Source organism: Saccharopolyspora sp. NPDC045839 (assembly GCF_056431645.1).
In genome coordinates, this window is the sequence record NZ_JBWKKH010000059.1 from 1 (window position 1) to 23856 (window position 23856).

Annotated in this window: 22 protein-coding genes; 13 read left to right on the forward strand and 9 right to left on the reverse strand. The window is 70.9% G+C overall.

What is annotated here, in order from left to right:
* Nucleotides 1–341: 341 nt before the first annotated feature.
* Nucleotides 342–1619 carry an acetyl-CoA C-acetyltransferase gene (locus AC07EQ_RS41900; protein WP_478393346.1) on the reverse strand — a complete coding sequence of 426 codons (1278 nt, stop codon included), beginning with the start codon at nt 1617–1619 and terminating at the stop codon, nt 342–344.
* A 104-nt stretch (nt 1620–1723) separates the two neighbouring features.
* Between AC07EQ_RS41900 and AC07EQ_RS41905 the strand changes: the two genes are divergently transcribed.
* Nucleotides 1724–3061, forward strand: coding sequence for a 3-oxoacyl-ACP reductase (locus AC07EQ_RS41905; RefSeq protein ID WP_478393347.1), 1338 nt, complete (start codon nt 1724–1726; stop codon nt 3059–3061).
* Between the two features lie 82 nt (nt 3062–3143).
* Complete coding sequence (locus tag AC07EQ_RS41910; protein WP_478393348.1) at nt 3144–4034, forward strand: MaoC/PaaZ C-terminal domain-containing protein; 891 nt, start codon at nt 3144–3146, stop codon at nt 4032–4034.
* A gap of 154 nt (nt 4035–4188) precedes the next feature.
* Here the strand turns inward: AC07EQ_RS41910 and AC07EQ_RS41915 are convergent, their stop codons facing one another.
* Complete coding sequence (locus AC07EQ_RS41915; protein WP_478393349.1) at nt 4189–4842, reverse strand: TetR/AcrR family transcriptional regulator; 654 nt, start codon at nt 4840–4842, stop codon at nt 4189–4191.
* A 121-nt stretch (nt 4843–4963) separates the two neighbouring features.
* On the opposite strand from AC07EQ_RS41915, the gene AC07EQ_RS41920 reads away from it, so the two are divergent.
* The 5 genes from AC07EQ_RS41920 (at nt 4964) to AC07EQ_RS41940 (ending at nt 8692) form a co-directional block, all read left to right on the forward strand.
* Nucleotides 4964–5518 (forward strand): SCP2 sterol-binding domain-containing protein, encoded by a 555-nt coding sequence (locus AC07EQ_RS41920; RefSeq protein ID WP_478393350.1) that lies wholly within the window; start codon nt 4964–4966, stop codon nt 5516–5518.
* Between the two features lie 89 nt (nt 5519–5607).
* On the forward strand, nt 5608–6816 hold the full coding sequence (locus AC07EQ_RS41925; protein WP_358391143.1) for an acyl-CoA dehydrogenase family protein: 1209 nt from the start codon (nt 5608–5610) through the stop codon (nt 6814–6816).
* Nucleotides 6817–6901: 85 nt separating this feature from the next.
* Nucleotides 6902–7471: a hypothetical protein gene (locus AC07EQ_RS41930; RefSeq protein ID WP_478393351.1), complete on the forward strand. Its 570-nt coding sequence runs from the start codon at nt 6902–6904 to the stop codon at nt 7469–7471.
* 363 nt (nt 7472–7834) lie between these two features.
* Entirely contained in the window at nt 7835–8074 is a 240-nt protein-coding gene (locus AC07EQ_RS41935) for a hypothetical protein (RefSeq protein WP_478393352.1), read from the forward strand.
* A 147-nt stretch (nt 8075–8221) separates the two neighbouring features.
* Entirely contained in the window at nt 8222–8692 is a 471-nt protein-coding gene (locus AC07EQ_RS41940; RefSeq protein ID WP_478393353.1) for a pyridoxamine 5'-phosphate oxidase family protein, read from the forward strand.
* 51 nt (nt 8693–8743) lie between these two features.
* Here the strand turns inward: AC07EQ_RS41940 and AC07EQ_RS41945 are convergent, their stop codons facing one another.
* From AC07EQ_RS41945 to pdhA, 3 genes are all read right to left on the reverse strand, one after another.
* Entirely contained in the window at nt 8744–10060 is a 1317-nt protein-coding gene (locus tag AC07EQ_RS41945; RefSeq protein ID WP_478393354.1) for a dihydrolipoamide acetyltransferase family protein, read from the reverse strand.
* Nucleotides 10061–10292: 232 nt separating this feature from the next.
* Nucleotides 10293–11309: an alpha-ketoacid dehydrogenase subunit beta gene (locus AC07EQ_RS41950; RefSeq protein WP_478393355.1), complete on the reverse strand. Its 1017-nt coding sequence runs from the start codon at nt 11307–11309 to the stop codon at nt 10293–10295.
* A complete protein-coding gene (gene pdhA / locus AC07EQ_RS41955; protein WP_358311671.1) occupies nt 11309–12526 on the reverse strand; it encodes a pyruvate dehydrogenase (acetyl-transferring) E1 component subunit alpha in 1218 nt (405 codons plus the stop codon). Before pdhA ends, AC07EQ_RS41950 begins: the two co-directional genes overlap by 1 nt.
* Before the next feature lie 354 nt (nt 12527–12880).
* Between pdhA and AC07EQ_RS41960 the strand changes: the two genes are divergently transcribed.
* The 6 genes from AC07EQ_RS41960 to AC07EQ_RS41985 all read left to right on the forward strand — a co-directional run bounded on the left by AC07EQ_RS41960 (nt 12881) and on the right by AC07EQ_RS41985 (nt 17838).
* Complete coding sequence (locus AC07EQ_RS41960) at nt 12881–13540, forward strand: GOLPH3/VPS74 family protein (RefSeq protein ID WP_478393356.1); 660 nt, start codon at nt 12881–12883, stop codon at nt 13538–13540.
* Between the two features lie 57 nt (nt 13541–13597).
* Nucleotides 13598–13804 (forward strand): helix-turn-helix domain-containing protein, encoded by a 207-nt coding sequence (locus AC07EQ_RS41965; protein WP_478393357.1) that lies wholly within the window; start codon nt 13598–13600, stop codon nt 13802–13804.
* Nucleotides 13805–13854: 50 nt separating this feature from the next.
* Nucleotides 13855–14505, forward strand: a complete 651-nt coding sequence (locus AC07EQ_RS41970) for a GOLPH3/VPS74 family protein (protein WP_478393358.1) — start codon at nt 13855–13857, stop codon at nt 14503–14505.
* A 102-nt stretch (nt 14506–14607) separates the two neighbouring features.
* Nucleotides 14608–16023 carry a M20/M25/M40 family metallo-hydrolase gene (locus AC07EQ_RS41975; protein ID WP_478393359.1) on the forward strand — a complete coding sequence of 472 codons (1416 nt, stop codon included), beginning with the start codon at nt 14608–14610 and terminating at the stop codon, nt 16021–16023.
* Between the two features lie 373 nt (nt 16024–16396).
* Complete coding sequence (locus AC07EQ_RS41980) at nt 16397–17194, forward strand: ABC transporter ATP-binding protein (protein WP_478393371.1); 798 nt, start codon at nt 16397–16399, stop codon at nt 17192–17194.
* A complete protein-coding gene (locus AC07EQ_RS41985) occupies nt 17191–17838 on the forward strand; it encodes a hypothetical protein (RefSeq protein ID WP_478393360.1) in 648 nt (215 codons plus the stop codon). Before AC07EQ_RS41980 ends, AC07EQ_RS41985 begins: the two co-directional genes overlap by 4 nt.
* A 49-nt stretch (nt 17839–17887) precedes the next feature.
* On the opposite strand, the gene AC07EQ_RS41990 is transcribed toward AC07EQ_RS41985, so the two are convergent.
* The 4 genes from AC07EQ_RS41990 to AC07EQ_RS42005 all read right to left on the reverse strand — a co-directional run bounded on the left by AC07EQ_RS41990 (nt 17888) and on the right by AC07EQ_RS42005 (nt 23815).
* Nucleotides 17888–18079 carry a PspC domain-containing protein gene (locus tag AC07EQ_RS41990; protein WP_478393361.1) on the reverse strand — a complete coding sequence of 64 codons (192 nt, stop codon included), beginning with the start codon at nt 18077–18079 and terminating at the stop codon, nt 17888–17890.
* A 171-nt stretch (nt 18080–18250) separates the two neighbouring features.
* Nucleotides 18251–18631, reverse strand: coding sequence for a hypothetical protein (locus tag AC07EQ_RS41995; RefSeq protein WP_478393362.1), 381 nt, complete (start codon nt 18629–18631; stop codon nt 18251–18253).
* Between the two features lie 30 nt (nt 18632–18661).
* Nucleotides 18662–20308: a glycosyltransferase family 87 protein gene (locus AC07EQ_RS42000; RefSeq protein ID WP_478393363.1), complete on the reverse strand. Its 1647-nt coding sequence runs from the start codon at nt 20306–20308 to the stop codon at nt 18662–18664.
* 282 nt (nt 20309–20590) lie between these two features.
* Nucleotides 20591–23815: a transglycosylase domain-containing protein gene (locus tag AC07EQ_RS42005; RefSeq protein ID WP_478393364.1), complete on the reverse strand. Its 3225-nt coding sequence runs from the start codon at nt 23813–23815 to the stop codon at nt 20591–20593.
* Nucleotides 23816–23856: the final 41 nt, after the last annotated feature.

The following is a 23856-nucleotide window of genomic DNA, read 5'->3' on the forward strand; positions in this document are numbered from 1 at the left end:
GACAGATCGAAACCAAGACAACCCACAGGCGTCAGCGCGAAACCGAGTCAGACGCCCCGGACGATCACCACCCACATCATCACTGCGCGAAACCGCCACTGTCGTCAGGCGCGGAGCGCGCATGCCCGGAGCCATTCGGCCACGCCCCTGAACTCGGCATCCCCCAGCGGCCACGCCAACCCGGTGGGGATTCCAATTTTGCCTAAAACTGGAATCCCCACCGCTCCAGCGCCGAGCACCCGCGCCCCTTCCGGGGCCAGCGAGGGATTCCAATTTTGCCTAAAACTGGAATCCCCACCGCTCTCGTCGCTGCGTTGAGCCTTCTGGCGGGAACCGGCGGGTCAGCGTTCGAGGATTGCCGTCATGCCCTGGCCGCCCGCCGCGCAGATGGAGATCAGGCCCCGGCCCGAGCCCTTCTCCGCGAGCAGCTTCGCCAGGGTCGCCACGATCCGGCCGCCCGTTGCCGCGAACGGGTGGCCCGCCGCCAGGGACGAGCCGTTGACGTTGAGCTTCGCCGGGTCGATCTCGCCCAGCGGCTCGGCCAGGCCGAGCCGGTCCTTGCAGAACTCCGGGTCCTGCCAGGCCTTCAGGGTCGCCAGCACCTGCGAGGCGAACGCCTCGTGCACCTCGTAGAAGTCGAAGTCGCCCAGCTCCAGGCCCGTCCGGTCGAGCAGCTTCGGCACCGCGTAGGCCGGGGCCATCAGCAGGCCGTCGTCGCCGCTGACGTGGTCGACCGCGCCGGACACCACCTCGCCGAGGTAGGCCAGCACCGGCAGCCGCCGCTGCTCGGCCCACTCCTCGCTGGCCAGCAGCACGGTGGACGCGCCGTCGGTCAGCGGCGTCGAGTTGCCCGCGGTCATGGTCGCGCCCTCGCCGCGGCCGAACACCGGCTTGAGCTTGGCGAGCTTCTCCGCCGAGCTGTCCGGCCGCAGGTTCTGGTCGCGGGCCTGGCCCTGGAACGACGTGATCAGGTCGTCGAAGAAGCCGCGGTCGTAGGCGGCGGCGAGCCGCTGGTGGCTGCGCGCGGCCAACTCGTCCTGCTCCTCGCGGCCGATCCCCCAGGCCAGCGCGGTCTTCGCCGCGTGCTCGCCCATCGAAAGCCCGGTGCGAGGTTCGGCGTTGCGCGGGATCTCCGGCACGACGTGCTGCGGCCGGACGCCGGCCAGCGCCTTCAGCCGGCCGGCCGCGGACTTGGCGTGGTCGGCCCGCAGCAGGACGCGGCGCAGGTCCTCGTTGACCGCGATCGGCGCGTCGCTGGCCGAGTCGACGCCGCCGGCGATGCCGGCGTCGAGCTGCCCGAGGGCGATCTTGTTCGCCACCGACACCACGCTCTCCAGCCCGGTCGCGCAGGCCATCTGCACGTCGTGGGCGGGGGTGCGCGGGTCGAGCCGGGAGCCCAGCACGGTCTCGCGCGCCAGGTTGAAGTCGCGGCTGTGCTTCAGCACCGCCCCGGCGACGAACTCGCCGAGCCGCTCGCCCTGCAGCCCGAACCGCGCGATCAGCCCGTCCACGGCCGCGGTGAGCATGTCCTGGTTGGAGGCGCGGGCGTAGGGGCCGCCGGACCGGGCGAACGGAATCCGGTTGCCGCCGATGATCGCTACTCGCCGAACGGTGGCCATGGCCTGACTCCCTAGTTGATGCGATGCTCTCTGGCAACCTAACCTACCCGCGGGTAGGTTTGACGTCGAGCGAACTTCGCGCCCCAACCCGCGGGAGTGTCCACATGGCCGACCGGTACCAGCAGTTCACCCTGTCCCCGATCGGACGGCAGGTCGTCAAGCGGCTCGGCCTGCCCGCGCCGACGCCGCTGCGCCGCTACCGCCCCGGCGATCCCGTGGTCAGCGGCCCAGTGCTGGTCGGCGCCGCGCCCGGCGGGCGGCTCGGCGACGCGATCGCGGCGACGATCGAGGACGTTCACACCAAGGTCCACCAGACCCCGGCCGAAGGCGAGCGCTACTCGGCGCTGATCTTCGACGCGACCGGCATCGAGAGCAGTGAACAACTGCGCGAGCTGCGCGAGTTCTTCGGCCCGGCGATCCGCCAGACCGACCGCTGCGGCCGGGTGATCGTGCTCGGCGCACCGCCCGAAGAGCAGCAGGACCCACGCGCGCACACCGCGCAGCGCGCTCTCGAAGGCTTCGTCCGCACAGCGGGCAAGGAGCTCAAGCGCGGCGCGACCGCGCAGCTGGTCTACGTCGCCAGGGGAGCAGAGGATGCGCTCGACTCGACGCTGCGGTTCCTGCTCTCGTCGAAGTCCGCGTACGTCTCCGGGCAGGTGGTCCGGGTCGGCCCGGCGGAGGTGCCGGAGGCCGACCGGGAAAGCCCGCTGCGCGACAAGATCGCCCTGGTCACCGGCGCATCGCGGGGCATCGGCGAGGCCATCGCGGAGACCCTCGCGCGCGACGGTGCGCACGTGGTGTGCCTGGACGTGCCCGCGCAGAGCGGCGACCTCGCCAAGGTCGCCAACCGCATCGGCGGCTCGACGCTGCAGCTGGACATCACCGCCGACGACGCGCCCAACCGGATCGCGGATCACTTCGCGCAGCGCCACGGCGGACTGGACATCGTGGTGCACAACGCCGGCATCACGCGGGACAAGACGATCGGCCGGATGACGTCGCAGCAGTGGGACGCGGTGCTCGCGGTGAACCTGACCGCGCAGGAGCGGATCAACGAACTGCTGCTCGCCGACGGCTCCCCGCTGCGACCCGGTGGGCGGATCATCGGCGTCGCCTCGATCAGCGGCATCGCGGGCAACGTCGGGCAGGGCAACTACGCGGCGTCCAAGGCCGGCGTGATCGGGCACGTGCGATCCACCGCCGGGATCGCGGCGAGCCGCGGGGCCACCATCAACGCGGTCGCGCCGGGCTTCATCGAGACCAAGATGACGGCGGCCGTCCCGCTGTTCGTGCGCGAGGCGGGCCGCCGGATGAACAGCATGTCCCAGGGCGGGCTGCCGGTGGACGTCGCGGAGACCATCGCCTGGTTCGCCGACCCGGCGTCGGCCGGGGTGAACGGCAACGTGGTCCGGGTCTGCGGCCAGAGCCTCCTCGGCGCCTGATCCCCGAACCAGGCGTGAGCCCGAATGCCGGTGAGAACCGGTTCTCGCGCTCACGACCCCCTCGACGGAACGGAAACCCGCGATGCCGGAACTGAGCACTGCACCGAAGCTTTCCGCGCTGTACCTCAAGGCGGTCGCGACCGGGCCGGCCCGGCGCGGCGACGGCCTGCCGGACACCGAGTACCTGCGGCGCGACATCGAGATCGACCGCGATCGGCTCGCCGAGTACAACCGGGTATGCGGGTTCGGGCTGCGCGACGAGCTCCCGATCACCTACCCGCACGTGCTGTCGTTCCCGCTGTCGGTGCGGCTGATGACCGATCCGGGGTTCCCGTTCCCGCTGGTCGGGCTGGTGCACGTGGCCAACACGATCCGCCAGGAACGCCCGCTGCTGGTCACCGACGTGCTGACGCAGCGGGTCCGGGTGGCCGACCTGCGCCCGCACCCGAAGGGGCGGCAGTTCGACGTCATCACCGAGACCAGCGCGGGCGGCGAGGTGGTGTGGCGGGAGACCAGCACCTACCTCCGGCGCGGCGGCGCGCCGGACCGCGACGAGGCGACGCAGCAGCCAGGCGAGGCGACGCCCGAGCACGACGAGGCGTCAGGGCAGCCAGCAGCGGCGTCGGAGCCGGGCACGCCGGGGGAGCCGACGGCGACCTGGCGGGTGCCGGGCGACACCGGGCGGCGGTACGCGGCGGTCTCCGGGGACCGCAACCCGATCCACCTGCATCCCCTGACGGCCAGGGCTTTCGGGTTCCGGCGGGCGATCGCGCACGGCATGTGGTCGAAGGCCCGCTGCCTGGCGGCGTTCGCGGAGCGGCTGCCGGACGCGTACTCGGTGGACGTCGAGTTCCGCAAGCCGCTACTACTTCCATCCACAGTGGACTTCACGATGGACAGGCAGGACGAGGGCTGGAACTTCGCCCTCCACGCCCGCTCCGGCAAACCCCACCTGCTCGGCGAGGTCCGCTGAGGCGAGGTGACCACAGTTTGAATTGAAACTGCCCTCCTCCGGCGTGTCGGGACCACGACACACCGACACCTGTGGAGAACTCCCAGTGCCTGTGGAGAACTCCCGCAATTTCAATGGAAATCGAAGGTCCGATTTCCATTGAAATTGCGGTCCGCTAGGGGCTCGGGGTCCAGGAGCGGCCTTCGACGAGGTCACCGAAGCCCATCCAGACCATGTTCATCAGGCGCATCGCCATCCCCTCGGCGGTGTGCTCGGGATGCTGGAACCACCACTCCACCAGCGACTCGCCGGCCCCGACCAGGGCCACCGCGAACGGCTCGGTCTGCTCCGCCTGCATCGGCTGCGCCGATCCCGCGGTCGCCTGCGCCAGCAGCGCCGCGATCAGGCTGGTCGCCCGCTCCCGCCACTCCACCAGCTCCGAGACGAACGGCTCGCCCTGCAGGTTCGCCTGCCGGTGCAGCACGGTCCAGCCCGCCTGGTTGCGGTGCACGTACTCGAAGAACACCTGCAGGCCGCGCCACAGCTGCTCGTCCGGGCTGAGCCCGGCTTCGACGGCCGTGCTGATCTCCTCGATCAGCCGGGCCGCCTCCCGCCGGATGCAGGCCACGAACAACTCGTCCTTGGCGCCGAGGTAGGCGTAGAGCATCGGCTTGGAGATGCCCGCGACCTCGGAGATCTCGTCCATCGACGCGGTGTGGAAGCCGTGCGTGGCGAACACCTCGACCGCGGCGTCCAGGATCTGCCGCTCGCGAACCGCCCGCGGCAGGCGCCGCGACCGGGCGCGGCCGTTGTCCTGACGATCGACCATCTCACCTCTTACGCTGGTCTTTTCCGGTCAGGCTAGATCAGATCCGATCCGCTGCGCCCGCTTGCCTTCGAACCTACTCGAACGTAGTCTTACTCACGAGTAGGTAATGGAGGTGGCACCGATGCCCCAACCCGAGACCGATCCGATCGCGGCCCTCGGCGAGGTCGACCCCAAGAAGGTCGGCAAGGAAGAGTTCGTCGCGCTGCTCGAAGCCGCCTCCGAGATCGCCGGCAGCGGCACCCCGGTCGACCTGAGCGCACTGCGGCCGGAGCAGTTCGCGCGGCTGATCTCGCGCGCCTCCGACGCCCAGATCGAAGCCGTGATGGAACGTCCCGAGCTGCGCGAACGCATCCTCGACGAGGTGTTCCGGCGGATGGGCGAGCACTACAAGACCGAGAAGGCCGGCTCGATCGAGGCCGTGGTTCGGTGGCGGATCGGTACCGAGGACGACCTGCTGCGCTACGAATGCGTGCTGGCCGACGGCCAGTGCACCGTCAGCAAGGATCCGCAGCACGAACCGCGGGTGACGATCACGACGCCCCCGGCGGATTTCCTGAAGCTGGCCTCCGGCAACGCCTCGGCGCCCATGCTGTTCATGAAGGGCAAACTCAAGGTCGCAGGCGACCTCGGCTTCGCGGCCGGGCTGACGAAACTCTTCCAGATCCCCAAGGCCTGAGGCTCGCACCGCGCGGCAGTACGGGCGGCGGTGCCGGTTGCGAGGACGAAGAACCAGAGCCGGGGCCGAACCAAACCGACAGGACGGCGATGACTTTCTCCCTGGAACTGAGCGAGGAACAGCAGGAGCTGCGCGACTGGGTGCACGGCTTCGCCGAGCAGACCATCCGGCCGGCCGCGCGGGAATGGGACGAGCGCGAGGAAACCCCCTGGCCGATCATCCAGGAGGCCGCCAAGATCGGGCTCTACGGCTTCGAAACGCTGGCCACGTTCTGGGCCGACGACACCGGCCTGTCGCTGCCGATCGCCAACGAGGAGCTGTTCTGGGGCGACGGCGGGATCGGCATGGCGATCTTCGGCACCACCCTCGCGGTCGCCGGGATCTTCGCCGCGGGCACGCCCGACCAGCTCGCCGAGTGGGTGCCGCAGTGCTACGGCGACGCGGACGACCCGAAGGTCGCGGCGTTCTGCTCGTCGGAGCCCGGGGCCGGTTCCGATGTCGCGGCGATGCGCACCCGCGCGGTCTACGACGAGGCCACCGACGAGTGGGTGCTCAACGGCCAGAAGGCGTGGGCCACCAACGGCGGGATCGCGAACGTGCACGTCGTGCAGGCGGTCGTCGACCCGGAGCTGGGCTCCCGCGGCCAGGCCGCGTTCGTGGTGCCGCCGGGCACCAAGGGCCTGGAGGCGCCGAGCAAGATCCGCAAGCACGGGCTGCGCGCCTCGCACACCGCCGACGTGTTCCTGGACGACGTGCGGGTGCCGGGCAGCTGCCTGCTGGGCGGCAAGGAAAAGCTGGACGAGCGCCTGGCCCGCGCCCGCGAGGGCGGCAAGGCCAGCTCGCAGGCGGCGATGAAGACCTTCGAGCTGTCCCGCCCGACCGTCGGCGCGCAGGCCATCGGCATCGCGCGGGCGGCCTACGAGACCGCCCTGGAGTACGCGCAGCAACGGGAGACCTTCGGGCGGCCCATCATCGAGAACCAGTCGATCGCGTTCACGCTGGCCGACATGCGGATGGAGATCGACGCGGCGCGGCTGCTGGTGTGGCGGGCGGCGTGGCTGGGCCGCAACGGCGGGTTCACCGCGGGCGAGGGCTCGATGTCGAAGCTCAAGGCGGGCCGGGTGGCCACCTGGGCGACGGAGCGGGCGATCCAGATCCTCGGCGGCAACGGCTACACCCGGGAGTTCCCGGTGGAGCGGATGCACCGCGACGCCAAGATCTACGACATCTTCGAGGGCACCGAGCAGATCCAGCAGCTGGTGGTGGCACGGGCCATCTCCGGCAAGCACATCGCCTGAGCCCGCCGGGCCGTCGCGGGTTCCCGCGGCGGCCCGATCTTCGAAAGCCGCTCCGTCGGCCGTTCGGCGGTGACAGCATCGCGGCATGTTCGAACAGTTCCTCCACGCGTACCGGCTCACCGCCTCCGGCGGCGGGCAGGAGGTTCCCGGCTCCGTCCACCCCGTCCTCGCGCCGCTGTTCTCGCAGCTCGGCGGCAGCACCTTCGACGACGGGCTGTACCGGGTGCACACCCCGGCTAATGCGGCGGTGATCGACGGCTACGTCGTGGACGCGTTCCCCGAGCTGGACGGGCGGGTGGCCTGCTTCGGCTTCGACTGGCTCGGGCAGCAGTGGGCCATCGACACCGGGTCCGGGACGCCCGACGATCCGCACATCCTGCTGCTCAACCCCAACACCGGCGAGGTGAGCCCGTTCCCCGTCGCCTTCTCCCGGTTCCACGACGACGTGCTCGTCGACATCAAGGACCTCGGCGAGCGGCATCTCGGCGAGTGGGCGGCGGAGTACCCGGGGCAGCTCCCGCTGGCCTTCGACGAGTGCGTCGGGAACGCGGTCCCGATCTTCATCGGCGGGGACGACTCGTTCGAGAACATGCGGAAGCAGGACCTCCAGGTGCTGTGGGGCACCCACAGCCAGATCCTCGGCCAGCTCCGCTAGCGGCCCACCTGGAAAGCTCGGTTCGCCATGGTTCGCCCGGGTTCGCGGAGTGGCGCTCGCCACGGTGCGGAATTGCACAAAGCGTGCGCGGGTTGAACAGGGGCGGTGCACCATTTCGTGGGCCCGTGCATCGGCGCCACGCGGCAAGTGCACCATGGGACTGGTCCGAATGGATGAATGTCGTCGGCGGTGGAGTCATCATCCGCCCCGGCGCGCGTCACACCGACGTGGGACGGGCACCTTGCGGTGTCCGGCTGCGCCGGGCGAGCTCCGCGGGGAGGGCTCGGAACGGGACGCGGTGGGCGACGACGTCGCGCGCGGCGGCCCGGCCACAGCTTCGAGAGTGAACGGGAGGGCGAAGCGGTGAAGAAGACCACCCCTGACCTGGAGACACCGATCTTCCGGGAACTGAACAACGAGCTCGGCGAGCTGCCCGAGATCGACGTCCACGACTTCGACAAGCACGCGTTCGACTTCCTCCGCGAGTACGACGAGCAGAAGTCGTCGGCGGACGAGTCCGCGGAGGCTGCCGAGCCGGTGGCGGCGTCGGCATCGGCGGGCGGCGGATCCCGGCGCGGCGGGCGGCGCCGCAAGGGCGACTGACCCGATTCCGGTTTTGCTGCGAACGGCCTGTTCGCCTCGCACGACGAGGTGAGCAGGCCGTTCGCCTCGTGACTCGTTGGGGTGCTGTGGCACTCCAAAGCACTCACGAGACGCGCGGTGTCGGTGCCGCCTGCCACGATGGCGCGCATGACGTCGTGGCAGGAATTCGCGGAACAGGCACCCGAGCTGGCGGTGAGCGTCCGGGCGCGGCTGGAGGCGGCCAAGCACCACGTGCTGGCCACGCTGCGCCGGGACGGTTCGCCGCGGGTCAGCGGCACGGAGGTCGGCTGGCGCGGCCCGGACCTCACGATGGGCTCGATGCCCGGCGCCAAGAAGGCCCTGGACCTGCGTCGGGATCAGCGGTTCGCGCTGCACGCCAACCCCGGCGACGGTTCGATGGCGACCCCGGACGTGAAGATCGCCGGCCGGGTGGTCGAGGTCACCGGCGACGAGCTGCGGGCCTGGGTCGAGGAGGTCAAGCCGCCGGGCGAGGACTCGCACCTCTTCCGCCTGGACCTCACCGAGGTGACCACCACCGGCCTCTCCGACGACCAGACCCACCTGGTCATCCGGCACTGGACGCCGGCCGAAGGCACCCGCACCTTCAAGCGCGCGTGAGGAGGCGCCTTCCACCGGTGCTGCCGGTGGAAGGCGCCTCCTCGGTGCGGATCAGTACGTGATGGCCATGCTCGGGTCGGCCAGGAGCGCTCCGACGTCCGCGAGGAACTGGGAGCCCTGCTGGCCGTCGACCACCCGGTGGTCGAAGCTCAGCGCCAGCTGGCAGACCTTCCGGGGCACCACCTGGCCGTCCACCACCCACGGCATGTCGCGGATCGCGCCGAGCGCGAGGATCGCGGACTCGCCCGGGTTGAGGATCGGCGTCCCGGTGTCGACGCCGAACACGCCGACGTTGGTGATGGTGATCGTGCCGCCCACCATCTCCGCCGGGGTCGTCTTGCCCTCCCGCGCGGTCGTGGCGAGCCGCTCCAGCGCCTCCGCCAGCTCCTTCAGGGACATCCGGTCGGCGTCGCGGACCTTGGGCACCACCAGGCCGCGCGGCGTGGCCGCCGCGATGCCCAGGTGCACGTAGTCCTTGTAGACGATCTCGCCGGCCGCCCCGTCCCAGGTGGCGTTGACGTCCGGGGTCCGGCGGGCCGCGAGGCACACGGCCTTCGCCGCGAACGCCAGCGGCGTGACCTTGACGCCGCGGAACTCCGGGTGCGACTTCAGGCGTTCCCGCAGCTCCATCATCGGCGTGACGTCGATGGTGAGGAACTCGGTGACGTGCGGGGCGGTGAACGCGCTGTCCACCATCGCCTGCGCGGTCGCCTTGCGGACGCCCTTGATCGGCACCCGCCGCTCCCGCCCGGCCGGCGCTTCGGCCGCCGCGGGCAGCCCGACGGTCGCGCCGCCCGCGGCGGACTGCACGTCCTCGCGGGTGATCACGCCGCCGGACCCGGACCCGCTGAGCGCGGTCAGGTCCACGCCGAGGTCCTTGGCCAGCTTGCGCACCGGTGGCTTCGCCAGCGGCACGTAGCCGCCCTGCTGCGCCACCGGAACCACCGTGACCGGTTCGGGCACCGGAACCTCCACGACCGCCGCGGCGGCGGGCACCCGGCCCTTGCGCGGGCGGCGCTTCGCGCTCGCCGTCCGCGGGCCGTAGCCGACCAGCGTGGCGATGCGGCCGTTGGACTCCTCACCGATCTTGCCAGCCCCCTCGGCGGGGGCGGCTCCACCGGCCGAGCCCTCGAGGTCGATCGCGATGATCGGCGACCCGACCTCGACGGTCTGCCCCGGCTCGACGAGCAGCTCGCGGACCGTGCCGGCCCACGGGCAGGGCAGCTCGACGGACGCCTTGGCCGTCTCGATCTCGACGATCACCTGGTTGACGGTGACGACGTCACCGGGCTGGACGCGCCAGCCGAGGATTTCCGCTTCGGTCAGCCCCTCGCCGACGTCGGGCAGCGGGAAGTGCTTCAGTGCCATCGAACGACTCCTTCAGAGCCTGTTGGCGAACTCGGTCTTGATTTTGTCCTTGAAGCGGCGAAGCCGCTTGGCCCGCTCTCGCAACTCGCACCGCCGCGGGTTCTCAGCCTGTGCTTGGCGCCAGGGTCCGCAAGTTCCATTGAAATCGAACCTTCGATTTCAATGGAACTTGCGGAGGACCGAGTCCAGACGGCACCGCAGTGCGGCACGAGTTCGGAAAGACGGGCCGTTTTCAGTACGCCAGCGAACGGTCGACCGCGTCGAGTACCCGGTCGAGGTCGGGCAGGAAGCCCTCCTCCAGCTTGCTCGGCGGGTAGGGCGTGTCGAAGCCCGTCGCGCGCAGCACCGGGGCCTCCAGCGAGTAGAAGCACTCCTGCTGGACCCTGGTGGCGATCTCCGAGGTGATCGAGGCCTCCGCCGGAGCCTCGCTGACCAGCACCAGCCGGCCGGTGCGGCGCACCGACTCGAACACCGGGTCCAGGTCCAGCGGCGACAGCGTGCGCAGGTCGATGACCTCCAGCTCCAGCCCGTCCTCGGCCGCCGCGGCCGCCGCGTCGAGGCAGGTGCGGACCATCGGCCCGTACGCCGCCACGGTCACCGCCGAACCGGCGCGCGCCACGCGCGAGCTGAACAGCGGGATCGGCGGCGTGCTCGGGTCGAGCTCCGCCTTCTCGTAGTAGCGGCGCTTCGGCTCGAAGAACAGCACCGGGTCGTCGCACTCGATGGCCTGCTGCAGCATCCAGTAGGCGTCCACCGGGTTCGAGCAGGACACCACCTTCAGGCCCCCGATGTGCGCGAACAGCGATTCCGGCGACTCCGAGTGGTGCTCGACGGCGCCGATGCCGCCGCCGAAGGGCACCCGCACCACGACCGGCATCTTCAGCTTGCCCTGGCTGCGGAAGTGCAGCTTGGCCAGCTGGGAGACGATCTGGTCGAAGCCGGGGAAGATGAAGCCGTCGAACTGGATCTCGCACACCGGGCGGTAGCCGCGGATGGCCAGCCCGATGGCGGCGCCGATGATCCCGGACTCGGCCAGCGGGGTGTCCAGCACGCGGTGCTCGCCGAAGTCCTTCTGCAGGCCGTCGGTGATCCGGAAGACGCCGCCGAGCTTGCCGACGTCCTCGCCCATCACCAGGACCTTCGGGTCGCGTTCCAGCGACGCGCGCAGGCCCATGTTCAGCGCCTTGGCGATCGTGACGGTCTGGGTCCCCGCCGTGGCGGTCGGGCGTTCCAACGCGGGCGCGGCCATCAGCGCACACCTCCTGCCATCGCCTCGTCGGCGAATCCGGCCAGGTACTGCAGGTAGTCCTCGCGCTGGGCGGCCAGCTGCGGGGTTTCCTCGGCGTAGACCTCGGAGAACATCCGTTCGGGTGGCGGTTCGGGCATGTTGAAGCAGAAGTCGCGCAGCCGGGCGGCGAGCTCGTCGGCCTCGGCGTCGACGCCGTCGAAGAAGCCCTGGTCGGCGATCTGCTCGCGGACCAGGTGCACGCGCAGCCGTTCGATCGGGTCCTTGAGCTTCCAGGCCTCGTGCTCGTCGGCCAGCCGGTACCGGGTCGGGTCGTCGGAGGTGGTGTGCGCGTCCATCCGGTAGGTGAACGCCTCGATCAGCACCGGGCCGTTGCCCTGGCGGCACTCGTCCAGCGCCCACTTGCTGACCGCGAGGCTGGCCAGCACGTCGTTGCCGTCCACCCGGATGCCGGGGAAGCCGTACCCGCTGGCGCGCCGGTAGAGCGGCACGCGGGTCTGGCGCTCCAGCGGCTCGGAGATCGCCCACTGGTTGTTCTGGCAGAAGAAGACCACCGGCGCGTCGTAGACGGCCGACCACACCATCGCCTCGTGCACGTCGCCCTGGCTGGTGGCGCCGTCACCGAAGAAGACCATGGTGGCCTCGCCGTCGGGCTCGCCGACCTTGCCGTCGAAGCGCTGGCCCATCGCGTAGCCGGTGGCGTTCAGGCACTGGTTGCCGATGACGATCGTGTACAGGTGGAACCGGGTGTCGACCGGGTCCCAGCTGCCGTGGTCGGTGCCGCGGAAGATGCCCAGCAGGTCGGTCGGATCGATGCCGCGGCACCAGGCGACGCCGTGCTCGCGGTAGCTGGGGAAGGCCATGTCCTGCGGCTGCAGCGCCCGGCCGGCCCCGATCTGGGCGGCTTCCTGGCCGAGCAACGGCACCCAGATGCCCAGTTGGCCCTGCCGCTGCAGGGCGTTGCCCTCCCGGTCGGCGCGGCGCACCAGCACCATGTCCCGGTACAGGTCGCGCAGCTGCGCGTCGGAGACGTCGATGTCGAAGTCCGGGTGTTCGACCCGCTGACCTTCTGGGGTGAGTAGCTGAACCAGGTCAGCTCCACCTTCGCTCGTGGCGCGCAAACCGGCGATCACCTGCTCCCGTGTGGGTTTCGCTGCGACAGCGGCAGGGGGGCCGGTGGTGCCTTCGGTCTCGGGTCGCGTCCATTGCTCGGGGGACATGCGTGATCTCCTCGTGTCGCGCCGGCCCACCCGCTTGTGGCGGCGTGGCCCGACTGCCCCGGTCGAAACCGCAGGTGATCTGGTGGATCGCCTGGCGTTCCGGTCGGAGCGGTTGGATCGCTCCCCGTCATCCTGGCACGAAACCGGCCCTTTTCGTGAGCCCTGCCACAGGGATTCAGCACGACCGCGGCCCGGTCGGCGTCCTCCCGCGTGATCACCGTAGTTCGCCGCCGGAAAAGGCAAATCCGCAGGTCATCGAAGTAATGGAGGTCCGACTAATGCCTTCCGGACCATCGCGGTACCGATATTGCGACGCCGGTGTCTCCGGCGGCAAAAATAGGACAAACTGGACCCGTGGCCGAGTTCCCCAACCCGCTCGCACTGCCCGACGAGTTCGTCCTGCTGTTGCACAAGGACAACGGCACCTACTTCGTCAGCGCGAACCCGAACACGGCGACCGCCGCGGCCGAGATCGGCGAGCTGGTCCTGCGGGGCCGCGTCGAGCTGACCGGCACGGCGGTGCGCCTGGTCGACTCCGGTTCGAGCGGGCTGCCGTGGATGGACCGGCTGTTCGAGGACTTCCGGCAACGAGCCGGCCGGCCGAACCGGCCGATCGACCTGAGCTGGTGGCTGGCGGGGCGCACCGGCACGTTCGCGACGCATCGCCAGGTGCTGGTCGAGCACGGGATCCTGCGCCGCGAGCGGCGGAAGTTCCTGGGCGTGCTGCCGGACGACCGCTACCACCCGGATCGCGGTATCCGCGGCGCGCTGCTCGCCGAGCTGCACGAGCTGGCCGCCGGCCGGCGGCCGGTCGACGAGCGGTTGGCGCTGCTCAGCGCGGTGACCTACCGCAGCGGGCTGGTGTACCTGCTCGACTTCGACCGCGCGCAGCGGAACCGGCTGAAGTCGATCGCCGAGACCGAGGACCTGGGCGACGCCGTCAGCGCGGCGGTCTCGGCGGCGCTGGCGGCGATCACGGCGGTCCCGGCGATCATCGTGGCGACGGGCGGCTGATCCGCTCGGCTGGCTATGTTGGGAAAGGACCGGATCCCGGACGCAGGGAGCGTTTCCATGGCCGAGCCCGCTGAGCACCCGCACGACACCGAAGACCTGGTGCGGCTGGTGCGCGTAGTCCGCCAGGAACAGGGCTGGACGCCCGCCGAGCTCGCCGAGGCGGCCGGGGTGCCGGAAGCCGAGGTGGCCCGCTTCGAGGCCGAGGAGGTCGTGCCGGCCGAACCGCTGGCGATGCGCTTCCTGGCGGCGATGGGCCGCGTCTAGCCGGTCCGATTCGGCCGCGTCGGCCGCGATTCGCTGCGAGACTGGGCGGCATGACCACGCTGACCCTGCCCGAAGAGTTCGCGCTGCTGCTCCAGAAGGACAACGGCTCGTACTACTCGATGTCCGACTACGCCGGCGCAGCGGAACTCGGCGAGCTCGTGCTGCAGCACCGGATCGACTTCGTCCGGAAGAAGATCCAGGTGCTCGACGCGAGCCCGAGCGGCATCGGCTGGCTCGACGACTGCATGGCATACCTGGTCAAGAAGGCGGGGCCGGCGAACAAGCCGGTGGCCGCGCACAGCTTCATCCAGCACCGCAAGAGCGCGCGCAAGGTGCACTGCGCCGCCCTCGCCGAACGGGGCCTGATGCGCCGCGAGGAGAAGTCGGTGCTGTTCATCCCGTACGACAAGTACTTCCCCGACCCCGGGGCGCGGCAGGCGCTGATCGCCGAACTGCGCGCGGTCGCCCGCGACGAGATCGCGCTGGACAACCGCCGGGCGCTGCTCGCGGCGATGGTGCACGCGACCAACCTGGTCCGGTCGCTCGGGCTGGAGCGGGCGGAGCGCAAGCGGCTGAAGGAGATCAGCAAGGGCGAGCAGCTCGGCAAGGCCGTGGAGGCCGCGGTCGCGGCCGCGACCGCGGCGATCAGCGCCGGAGCCATCGCGGCCACCACCGCCGCGACCGCGGGAGGCGGCAGCTGACGCCCGAGGACGCGTTTTCGCTGGAACGCCACCTCGGAAGCCGCATTTGAGCAGTTCCGGCCATTGCGGACGGTTCCGCCGGCGCGGGCATAGGATCGCTGTGTGGATCGTGCAGCCGTAGCCAAGACCGTTGACCAGGCGTGGGACGAATCCGTCCTGCCGAGCCTCTCCGAGCTGGTGAAGATCCCGGCGATCTCGCCCTCCTTCGACTCCGAGTGGGTCACCTCCGGGCATCTCGACGCCGCCATCGAGCACCTGCGGGCGTGGATCGCGGCGCGGAACATCGCCGGCGCGAACATCGAGGTCGTGCGGCTGCCGGAACGCACCCCGCTGCTCCTGGTGGACATCCCGGCCAGCGAGGGCGCGCCCGACGAGACGGTGCTGCTCTACGGCCACCTCGACAAGCAGCCGCCGGTCGGCGGCTGGTCCGAGGGCCTCGGGCCGTGGACGCCGGTGGTCCGCGACGGCCGGCTGTACGGCCGCGGCTCCGCCGACGACGGCTACGCCGGGTACGCGGCGATCACCGCCATCGAGGCGGTCCGCGCGCACGGCGGCGCGCACGCGCGCTGCGTGGTGCTGCTGGAGACCGGCGAGGAGTCCGGCAGCCCCGACCTGCCCGCCTACCTGGAGCACCTGTCCGACCGGCTCGGCGCCGTGTCGCTGGTGGTGTGCCTGGACTCCGGGGCCGGCGACTACGAACGGCTGTGGCTGACGAACTCGCTGCGCGGCATGGTGCAGCTCGAGGTCAAGGTGCAGGTGCTCGACAGCGGCCTGCACTCCGGCATCGCCAGCGGCATCGCGCCCAGCTCGTTCCGGGTGCTGCGGGAGCTGCTGGACCGGCTGGAGGACTCCACGACCGGCGAGGTCCTGGTGCCCGAGCTGAACGTGCAGATCCCGGAGAACCGGGTCGCCGAGGTGCGTGCCGCGATCGAGGCCGTGCCCGGCCTGGTGCGCAACGTCGTGCCGTGGCCGGAGGGGTTGCGGCCGGTCGACGAGGACGAGGTCGAGCTCGCGCTGAACAGCACCTGGCGGCCGACGCTCTCGGTGATCGGCGCCGACGGGCTGCCGAAGCCCGCGGACGCGGGCAACGTGCTGCGGCCCTTCACGACGCTGCTGCTGAGCTTCCGGCTGCCGCCGACCGCCGACCCCGAGGCCGCGATCCGCGCGGTCCAGGAGCGGCTGACCACCGACGTGCCCTACGGCGCGAAGGTGACCTTCGGGCACGCCGAGACCGGGCTGGGCTGGAACGCGCCCGACCTCGCTCCGTGGCTGGCGGCGGCGCTGGACCAGGCGAGCGACGAGGTGTTCGGCGCGAGCTGGCGGACGATGGGCCTCGGCGGCTCGATCCCGTTCATGGGCCTGCTGCACAACGCCTACCCGGACGCGCAGTTCGTGGTGACCGGCGCGCTCGGCCCGGACAGCAACGCGCACGTGCCGGACGAGTCGCTGCACCTGGCCTTCGCGGCCAAGGTCACCTCGGCCATCGCCTACGTCCTCGACGCCCACGCCCGCCGCTGACCGCCGCAATTTCATTGAGTTCTTCCAACCTCGTTGTGCGTGGCGGTGCGGGTAGCGGAACCTCAGAGGCTCCCTGGACTGTGGGTGCCCCTCCTGATGTATGTCCAATACACGGCGGAGGGGCCGTCCTCGCCGGGAGAACCCCGGAGGGGTGGGCACGGTGAACCCGCGGCGGTGCAAGTTGCGGCGGTGGGCTATGCGCCTGCGGCGCATGCGACACCCCACCGACGTGCGGCGTTGCGGCCCGCGGCTGCGGGCCGACCAGGATGAAGAACGCTCAATGGAAATCGAATCTCTGATTTCCATTGAAATTGCGTCACTCCGGGGTGTCCGTGCACCGGAGTGACGACTTGCGAGGGGATCTGACGTGGTGGTGCGGGAGCTTTCGGGCGTCACCAAGCGCCATGGGGCCCGGTCGGTGCTCCGGGGCGTTGACCTCGACGTGCCGACCGGTGCGGCCGTCGGGATCTTGGGCGCCAACGGGTCCGGGAAGTCGACGCTGCTGCGGATCCTCGCCGGGGTCTCCCGGCCTTCCGGCGGCACCGTCAGCGGTCGGCCGCGCATCGGGTACGTGCCGGACCGGTTTCCCGCTCGGCAACGGATGAGCGCCCGCGCCTACCTCCGCCACCTGGGCCGGATCGGCGGACTGTCCACTGTGGAGGCAACCGTCCGGGCCGACGGCTGGCTCGAGCGCTTCGCGCTCGCCGGCGGCCCGGACACCCCGCTGCGCGACCTGTCGAAGGGCAATGCGCAGAAGGTCGGGGTCGCGCAGGCGCTGCTGTGCGATCCCGAGCTCCTGGTGCTGGACGAACCGTGGTCGGGCCTGGATCCCGACGCGCGCGGCGTGCTCACCGAGGTGATCGGCGAGGTCTCGGCGGCAGGCACGGCCGTCGTGTTCACCGACCACCGGCCGGGAGCGGTGCAGGCGCTGGCCACCCGCTCGCACCGGCTCGCCGACGGGCGCCTCGAACCGCTCGAAGCCGAGGTCGAGACTTGCCGGATCGTGTTGCGCGACGGCGAATCCGTCGACTGGGCGGCGCAGCCCGGCGTGCAGGCGGTGCGGCCGGGACATCTGGACGTGACGCTGGTGGTGACCGTGGAAGCTCGGGAATCCTTGCTGCTCAAAGCGATCCAGCAGGGTTGCGCGGTGCTCTCGGTGGCCGCGCGGTGATCCCGCTGATCCGCTACCAGCTGGCCATCCTCGGCCACTCGCAGCGCTACCTGCCGCCGGTGCTGCTCTATATCGCGTTGCTGGCCATCTTCTACAGCAACAACGACGGCCCGGCGCTGCCCGGCTTCGCGGTGACCGCGGCGGGATTGCTGGTCGTGGCGGGCTGGATGACGATCGCGCTGGTCGACGTGGAGGACGTCGTCCAGCGCACGGTCACCCGCGCGCACGCCGGATCGATGGCCCGGATGCTGGCGAGCGTCGTGCTGGCGGTGCTGTGCTGCTCGATCGGGCTCGCGGTGCTTTCCATTGCCTGGGCCGAGATCTCGCACGGGCTCGACCACCCGCCGGGCGATCTCGGCATCGGCCTGCTGGCGCACGTCGCGTGCGCCGCGTTCGGCATCGCCGTCGCCCTGCCGTGCTCCGGGCTGGTCGTCCGCCGCATCGGGTACACGGTGATCGCGGCGGCGGCGTTGTTCGCGATCACGTTGCTGGCGAAGTGGATTCCGCTGGCGTTCCCGCTGCTGCTGGCGCTGAGCGCGGACGCGACGAGCGCTGCCCTGCTCGTGCGGTCCGCGCTCGTCGCCGCCTTCAGCCTGGCCGCCAGCACGCTGCTGGTCACGGCCTGGTGCGTCCGCCGCGCCTAAGCGGCGATTTCGCGCGAAATCGCCGCCTGACCGCAAGCGCGCGACGGGGTCAGCGCTTCGGCATCAGGACCCAGAGCACGATGTAGACCACGAATTGCGGGCCGGGCAGCAGGCAGGACAGCAGGAACAGCAGGCGGACGGTGAACGGCTTCATCCCGAACCGGTCGGCCAGACCGGCGCACACCCCCGCGATCATCGCCTTGTCGCTCGGCCGGGACAGTGCCATGCGGTACGTCGTCATGCCTCAATGCTCGCCGAGGCGGCGCCGCGGTGCGTCAGGGAACGACCCCGAGATCCCCCTGAACCGGATCCGACCGCGGGCTGACGCCCAGTCCGCCCGCGGGCTTACCCCGGACGCGCCGGTGCCCGCCCGGCGGGGGACCCGGGCGGGCACCTCTCTTCGGCGGGTCGTTCAGCAGCGGGCGTGGTAGGTGCGGTTCGCCAGGACCTGCCCGCCGGAGGTCACCACGACCTCGGTCGCCTTCTCGTTGGTCAGCGGGACCTGCGCCGAAACCAGGCCGCCGACGGTCACCTCGAACGGCGCGAGCCCGTCCGCCGCGCGGCGGATCTCGTAGCGGACCAGCGGCGACGCGCTCAGGTCACCGGGGAAGAACGGCCTCAACCACGGGAACGTCGCGGTGAGCGGCGACAGGTCGTGGCAGGTCTCCTCGCCCAGGCGGACTTCCAGCGCACCCGGCGGCGTCTCGGCCGCCGCGGTCGCGGTGGGCGCGGTGGGCGCGGCCAGCGCGGCCGCCGCGGTGAGCACCAGGGTGAGGGATCGTCGGCCGACCATCAGCGAAGCACCTCCATCAGCGGCGGAAGATCACCGCCTCGACGCTAAGGTGCGCATCCCCTGTCCGGGCCGTTCCTTACCCCAACGGGCGACACCGGGTAACACGAATCGGTCTCGTGTGCCGTCCAGGAAGCCGCCGCACGGGTCATCGATCGCGCCCGGCTCCCGCCCGCCTCGCATCGCGAGCGCCGCGCGGATCTTGTCCCGCTCCGGCCGCACGATCTCCATGACGACCAGCACGCACAGCGCGACGACCATCGCGTCGCGGATCACCACCGCGCCCAGGAACCAGCCCTCCGGCAGGCCCTTGTTGCCGGTGCCGAGGTAGTAGTACATCCGCGGTGCCCACACTGCGGCGTCGACGATCATCCAGGTCAGCAGCAGCCGCCAGCGCGGAATCGCCAGCACCGCCAGCGGCACCAGCCAGAGCGAGTACTGCGGGCTCCACACCTTGTTGGTCAGCAGGAACGCCGCGACCACCAGGAAGCACAGCTGCGCCAGCCGCGGCCGGGTCGGCGCGGCCAGCGCCAGCCACCCGATGCCGAGGCAGGCGACCAGGAACAGGGCGAGGCTGACCGCGTTCAGCACCGTCGGCGTGGCGCCGTCCCGCAGCGGGCCGTCGAAACCCGCCCAGCCGGTGAAGTACATCAGCACGTTGTAGAGCGAGTCCGGGTCGGCCGGGCGCTCGTTGTTGAGCCGGAAGAACTCCCGCCAGCCCTCCGGGTACAGCACGAGCACCGGCACGTTGACCACCAGCCAGGCCAGCGCGGCGGCCAGCACCGAGCGCAGCGCGTCCGCCATCTTCCCGGCGCGCCAGGCCAGCACCAGCAGCGGGCCGAGGAAGAACAGCGGGTAGAGCTTCGCCGCGCCGCCGAGCCCGATCAGCACCCCGGCCAGCACGGGCCTGCGTCGCGCCCACGCGAGCAGGCCGGCGGTGCCGAAAGCCGTGGCCAGGGCGTCGAAATTGGTGAAGGCGTGCACGAAGACCAGCGGCGACACGGCGGCCAGCGCGGCGTCCCAGACCCGCCGGCGACACAGCAGCACCAGCGCCCAGATCGTCACCAACCAGGCCGCGGCCAGCCAGAACGCCGAGATGTTGAAGTACAGCACGCTGGTCAGGCCGGCCGGCAGCCAGCCGTAGCCGGCCAGGGTCGCCCAACCGTCCGCGGCCCGCGCGTTGATCCACTGGAACACGCCGGTCAGCACCGGGTACTCCATGTACCGGACCTTCTCCTGCGGCGTGCCGGCGTTCTCCAGCCAGGCCGTCTTGTACGGGAACGCGTCGTCCGGCGCGAGATCGCCCATGCCGTAGCGCGGGATGATGTCGGTGTAGCACATGGCGGTGTACTGCTTGCTGTTCCGCCAGTCCAGCTGCGGCCCGCTGCCGGTGTCGTAGGTGACCTGGCAGGGCGCCTTGAACAACCAGGCCGCGGCCAGCACCAGCACCGCGAGGAGCAGGATCACCCGCAGCGGCGTCCAGAACCACTGGCGCCCGACCTGCGCGTGCCGCCCGAGGCGGCCGCCGAAGGGCCGGCTGAGCTTCTGCGCCAGCGGCTCCGTCCAGGTCGGCGCGACGCGGTCGGCGGGATCGAGGGAATCGCTGTCCACCGCCGAGCTCGCGCGCTCGCCGGGGGTCGGCGCCGGTTCGGTGCTGGCGGGCTCGTTCGAGGTGGACACGCCCGGATGCTACTTGGGCCCGAACAACGCGGAGGGGCACCCGCCGTCTCGCGGGTGCCCCTCCGAGTTCCTCCGAAGTTTCTCCGTGTCCTTCTTTGAAGCGGCGCAGCCGCTTAGCCCACCCTCGCAACTCGCACCGCCGCGGGTTCTCAGATGTCGTCTGGCGAGGACAGCCCCGACGCCGCGTATTGGTCATACACAAATCGGGGATCCCACAGTCCAGACGGCATCTGAGATTCCGCCACCCGCACCGCTATGCAAAGCGAGTCCATGGACGAGTTCCTAGCCGTGCGATCTCGTTCTGGTCGGTGCGACGTTCGGCGGTCCGTCGCCGGAATTACCGCCACCGCCACCGTTGTCGTCGCAGTTCGGGTCGAGCCAACTGCAGTCGCCGGGCCGCTCCTTGCTGGTGGTCGGCTCGTCCGGCTCGCTGGTCTGGGTCTGCGGCGAGGTCGGCGGCGCCGACGTCGGCGGCGGCTGCTCCGAGGTCGGCGGCGGAGGCGGCGGGACGTCCGCGAACTGCCCGATCGTGTCGCCCTTCGGGAAATCCTCGACCTTCTTGCCCTGCAGGTAGGAATCCATGAACTTCTTCCACACCTTGGCAGGCCAGTTACCGCCGTAGAAGCTTTCGCCGGACGAGTCGGCCAGCGGCTTCGGGCCGCCGTCGTCGTTCTGCATCGCCACCGCGGTGGAGATCTGCGGGACCGCGCCGATCATCCACGCGTTCTTGTTCTTCGTGGTGCTGAGCCACTGGTGGGTACCCGTCTTGGACACCACCGGCCGGTTGCCCGCCAGCGGGACCTTCGAGTGCTCGGCGACCTTCAGCATCGACTGCGAAACGTTGTAGGCGATGTCCTTGCTCTCCGTCGCGCTGCCGAAAGCGGGCTCCGGTTCCGGGATCTGGAGGTCGAACGCACCGGTCTCGGGGCTGATGGCCTCCTTCACGAAGTGCGCCGGAACCTTGTTGCCGCCGTTGACGAACGAGCCGTACGAGGCCGCCATGTCCTTCGGGAGCACCTGGTACATGCCCAGCGCGATGCCGGCTTCGACGGCCCCGCCGGGGCTTTGCAGCTTCGTCGAATCCGGAATGCCCGCCGCGTGGGCGGCCTCGGCCACCTTCGTCGGCCCGAACTGGGCCGCCATGTTCACGAACACGGTGTTGACCGAGTTGGTCATCGCCTCGCGGACACCGCAGTGCGTCGGAACGTCGCAGTGCACGCCGGGCGAGTTGTCGAACTTGTGGCCGGCGATGATCTGGTCCCCGCTGCCGTCGTAGTACTCGCCGATGCCCTTGCCCCGCTCCAAGCCGGCGATCACCGCGAACGGCTTGAACGACGAACCCGGTTCCTGCGGCGTGCTCGCCCAGTCCAGGTCACCGTTCTGCTGCTTGGATCCGTAGTACGCCTGGATCTCACCGTTCTGCGGGTCGACCGCGACCAGCGAGGTGCGGAGCGTCTTCGGCTGGGAGCCCATCACGTCCTGCACGGCCTGCTCGGCCTTCTTCTGCGCGTCCGGGTCGATGGTCGTCTTGATCACGTAGCCGCCGCGGGACAGCTCGCTCTCGCTCAGGCCCTTGGGCTCCAGCTCGGTCAAGATGGCCTTGTAGATGGCGTCCTGCTCCGGCGTCAACCTGCTGTTGGTCTTCCACTCCAACCGCGGCAGGGTCTGCGGCATCGTCATGGACGACCGCTCGGCCTGGGTGATGAAGCCGTTCTCCGCCATCTGCCCGACGACGTAGTCCCAGCGCTTTTCGGCCTTCTCCGGGTTCAGGCCCGGGTCGTTGCTGTTCTTGCCGTAGGGCGTCTGCACCACACCGGCGAGCACGGCGGCCTCGGCTGCGTTGAGCTCGCTCGGCTTCTTGCCGTAGTAGGCCCGCGCCGCGGCGGTGATGCCGTTCGCACCGCGGCCGTAGTCGGCCGTGTTCATGTAGGCGAGCATGATGTTGTCTTTGCTCTGGTTGTTCGTCAGCTTGAACGCCAGGACGACCTCTTTGATCTTGCGGATGTAGGTCGGGTCCTTCTTGAGGTCCTGGTCCAGCTTGAGGAACTGCTGGGTGATCGTGGAGCCACCGCCGACGCCGGAACCGGTCGCCAGGTAGTAGACCGACCGCACGATGCCGTTGAAGTCGAAGCCGGGGTTGGTGCGGAAGCTGGCGTCCTCGGCCGCCATGGTGGCGTTCTGCATCGCCACCGAGACCTCGCTGATGTCGTGCACGACCTCCGCCGAGCCGTCCGGCTCGATGCGCCCCATCGGCGAACCGTCCGCGTACTTCAGCTCGATCGGCCGGGTCTTGCTCATCACCGCAGCCTCGCTCGGCGGTTCCCAGGCGATGTAGCCGTAGATGAACACGGCGGTCGGCACCAGGACGGCTAACGCCGCGGCGACGTAGCAGGACCGGCGGACGCGCTGCCAGAGCCGACTGCGCTTCGCTTGACGGGCGCTCATCTCGTCGTCCGGGTCCGGGATGTCGTCCGGGCCGGCGTCGAGGTCGTCGTCGCGGTACCGGTCATCGCGGTCGCGATCGCCGAAATCGCGATCGTCGAAGTCGTCGCCATTCCGATCATTCCCGTCGTACCCGCCGTACGGGTCGTCGTAGTCGTCGTCGGCGTAGTAGTTGTAGTTCCCCTGCTCCTGGTGCGTGAGCAGCTGCGGCTCGGGGGCTACGCCCCCGCCGCCACCGGCACCGCCCTTCGGCCCACCGGCGGCTCCACCGGCCGCGCCTCCGGCTCCGGCCGCGCCCGCACCGGCGGCGCCTGCGGCGCCCGCCATCCCGGCGCCTGCGGCTGCCCCGGCGATCCCGCCTGCGGCAGCTCCCGCCGCGGCAGCACCACCGGCCCGGCGTCGATCGCTGTCGCGATCGCCCGCCGGAGTCTGCGGGATGTTCTGCGTCGGCTGCTCACCGGGCGGCTGCGGCGGCCGCCCTGGCGGCGGCCCCGGCGGGGGCGGCGGTGGGCCTTGCCGACCTTGCTGCGCGCCTGGCGGCGGCGGTGGCGGCCCCTGCCGTCCGGCGTTCGGCGGCGCGGGGGTGTACGTGGTCGGCAGGTCGAGCTTGCGCCCGCCGCCGTTGTCCGGTTCGCGGGAGTCCCCGCTGAGCCGCTTGCCCAGCGACGAGTCGTCTTCGTCGTCGTCGAACGACGGCGTCCACGCGCCGGTCTGCTCCTGCGGCGGCTCCTCGCCCGGCCACTTCATGGGCTGGCCGGGCGGTGGCACCGGGGCGTTCTGCTGCGTTTCCTCCGAGCTGCGGTCCGCACCCGGCCACCGGTTGCCCGGCGGGTTCGGCGGCGCCGGCCGCTGGCCGGGGCCGCCCGGTCGCGGCTCCTCGCCCGGCCATGCCGGACCGCCCGCACCGGGCGGGCCCGGCGGCGGGCCGGACGCCGGACGCTGCGGGGGCCGCGCCTGGTCGCCGGCGCGCGGGGGCCCGGGGGGCGGGGGTGGCGTGCCTCGACCGTCGGGGTGCGGATGCCGTGAGTGGCGCCCTCGGGTGGGGTCGTCACGCTCGTCGTTCACGAGTGGGCCTCCAGGACAGGCGTCGTCGGACGCCGTGTGAT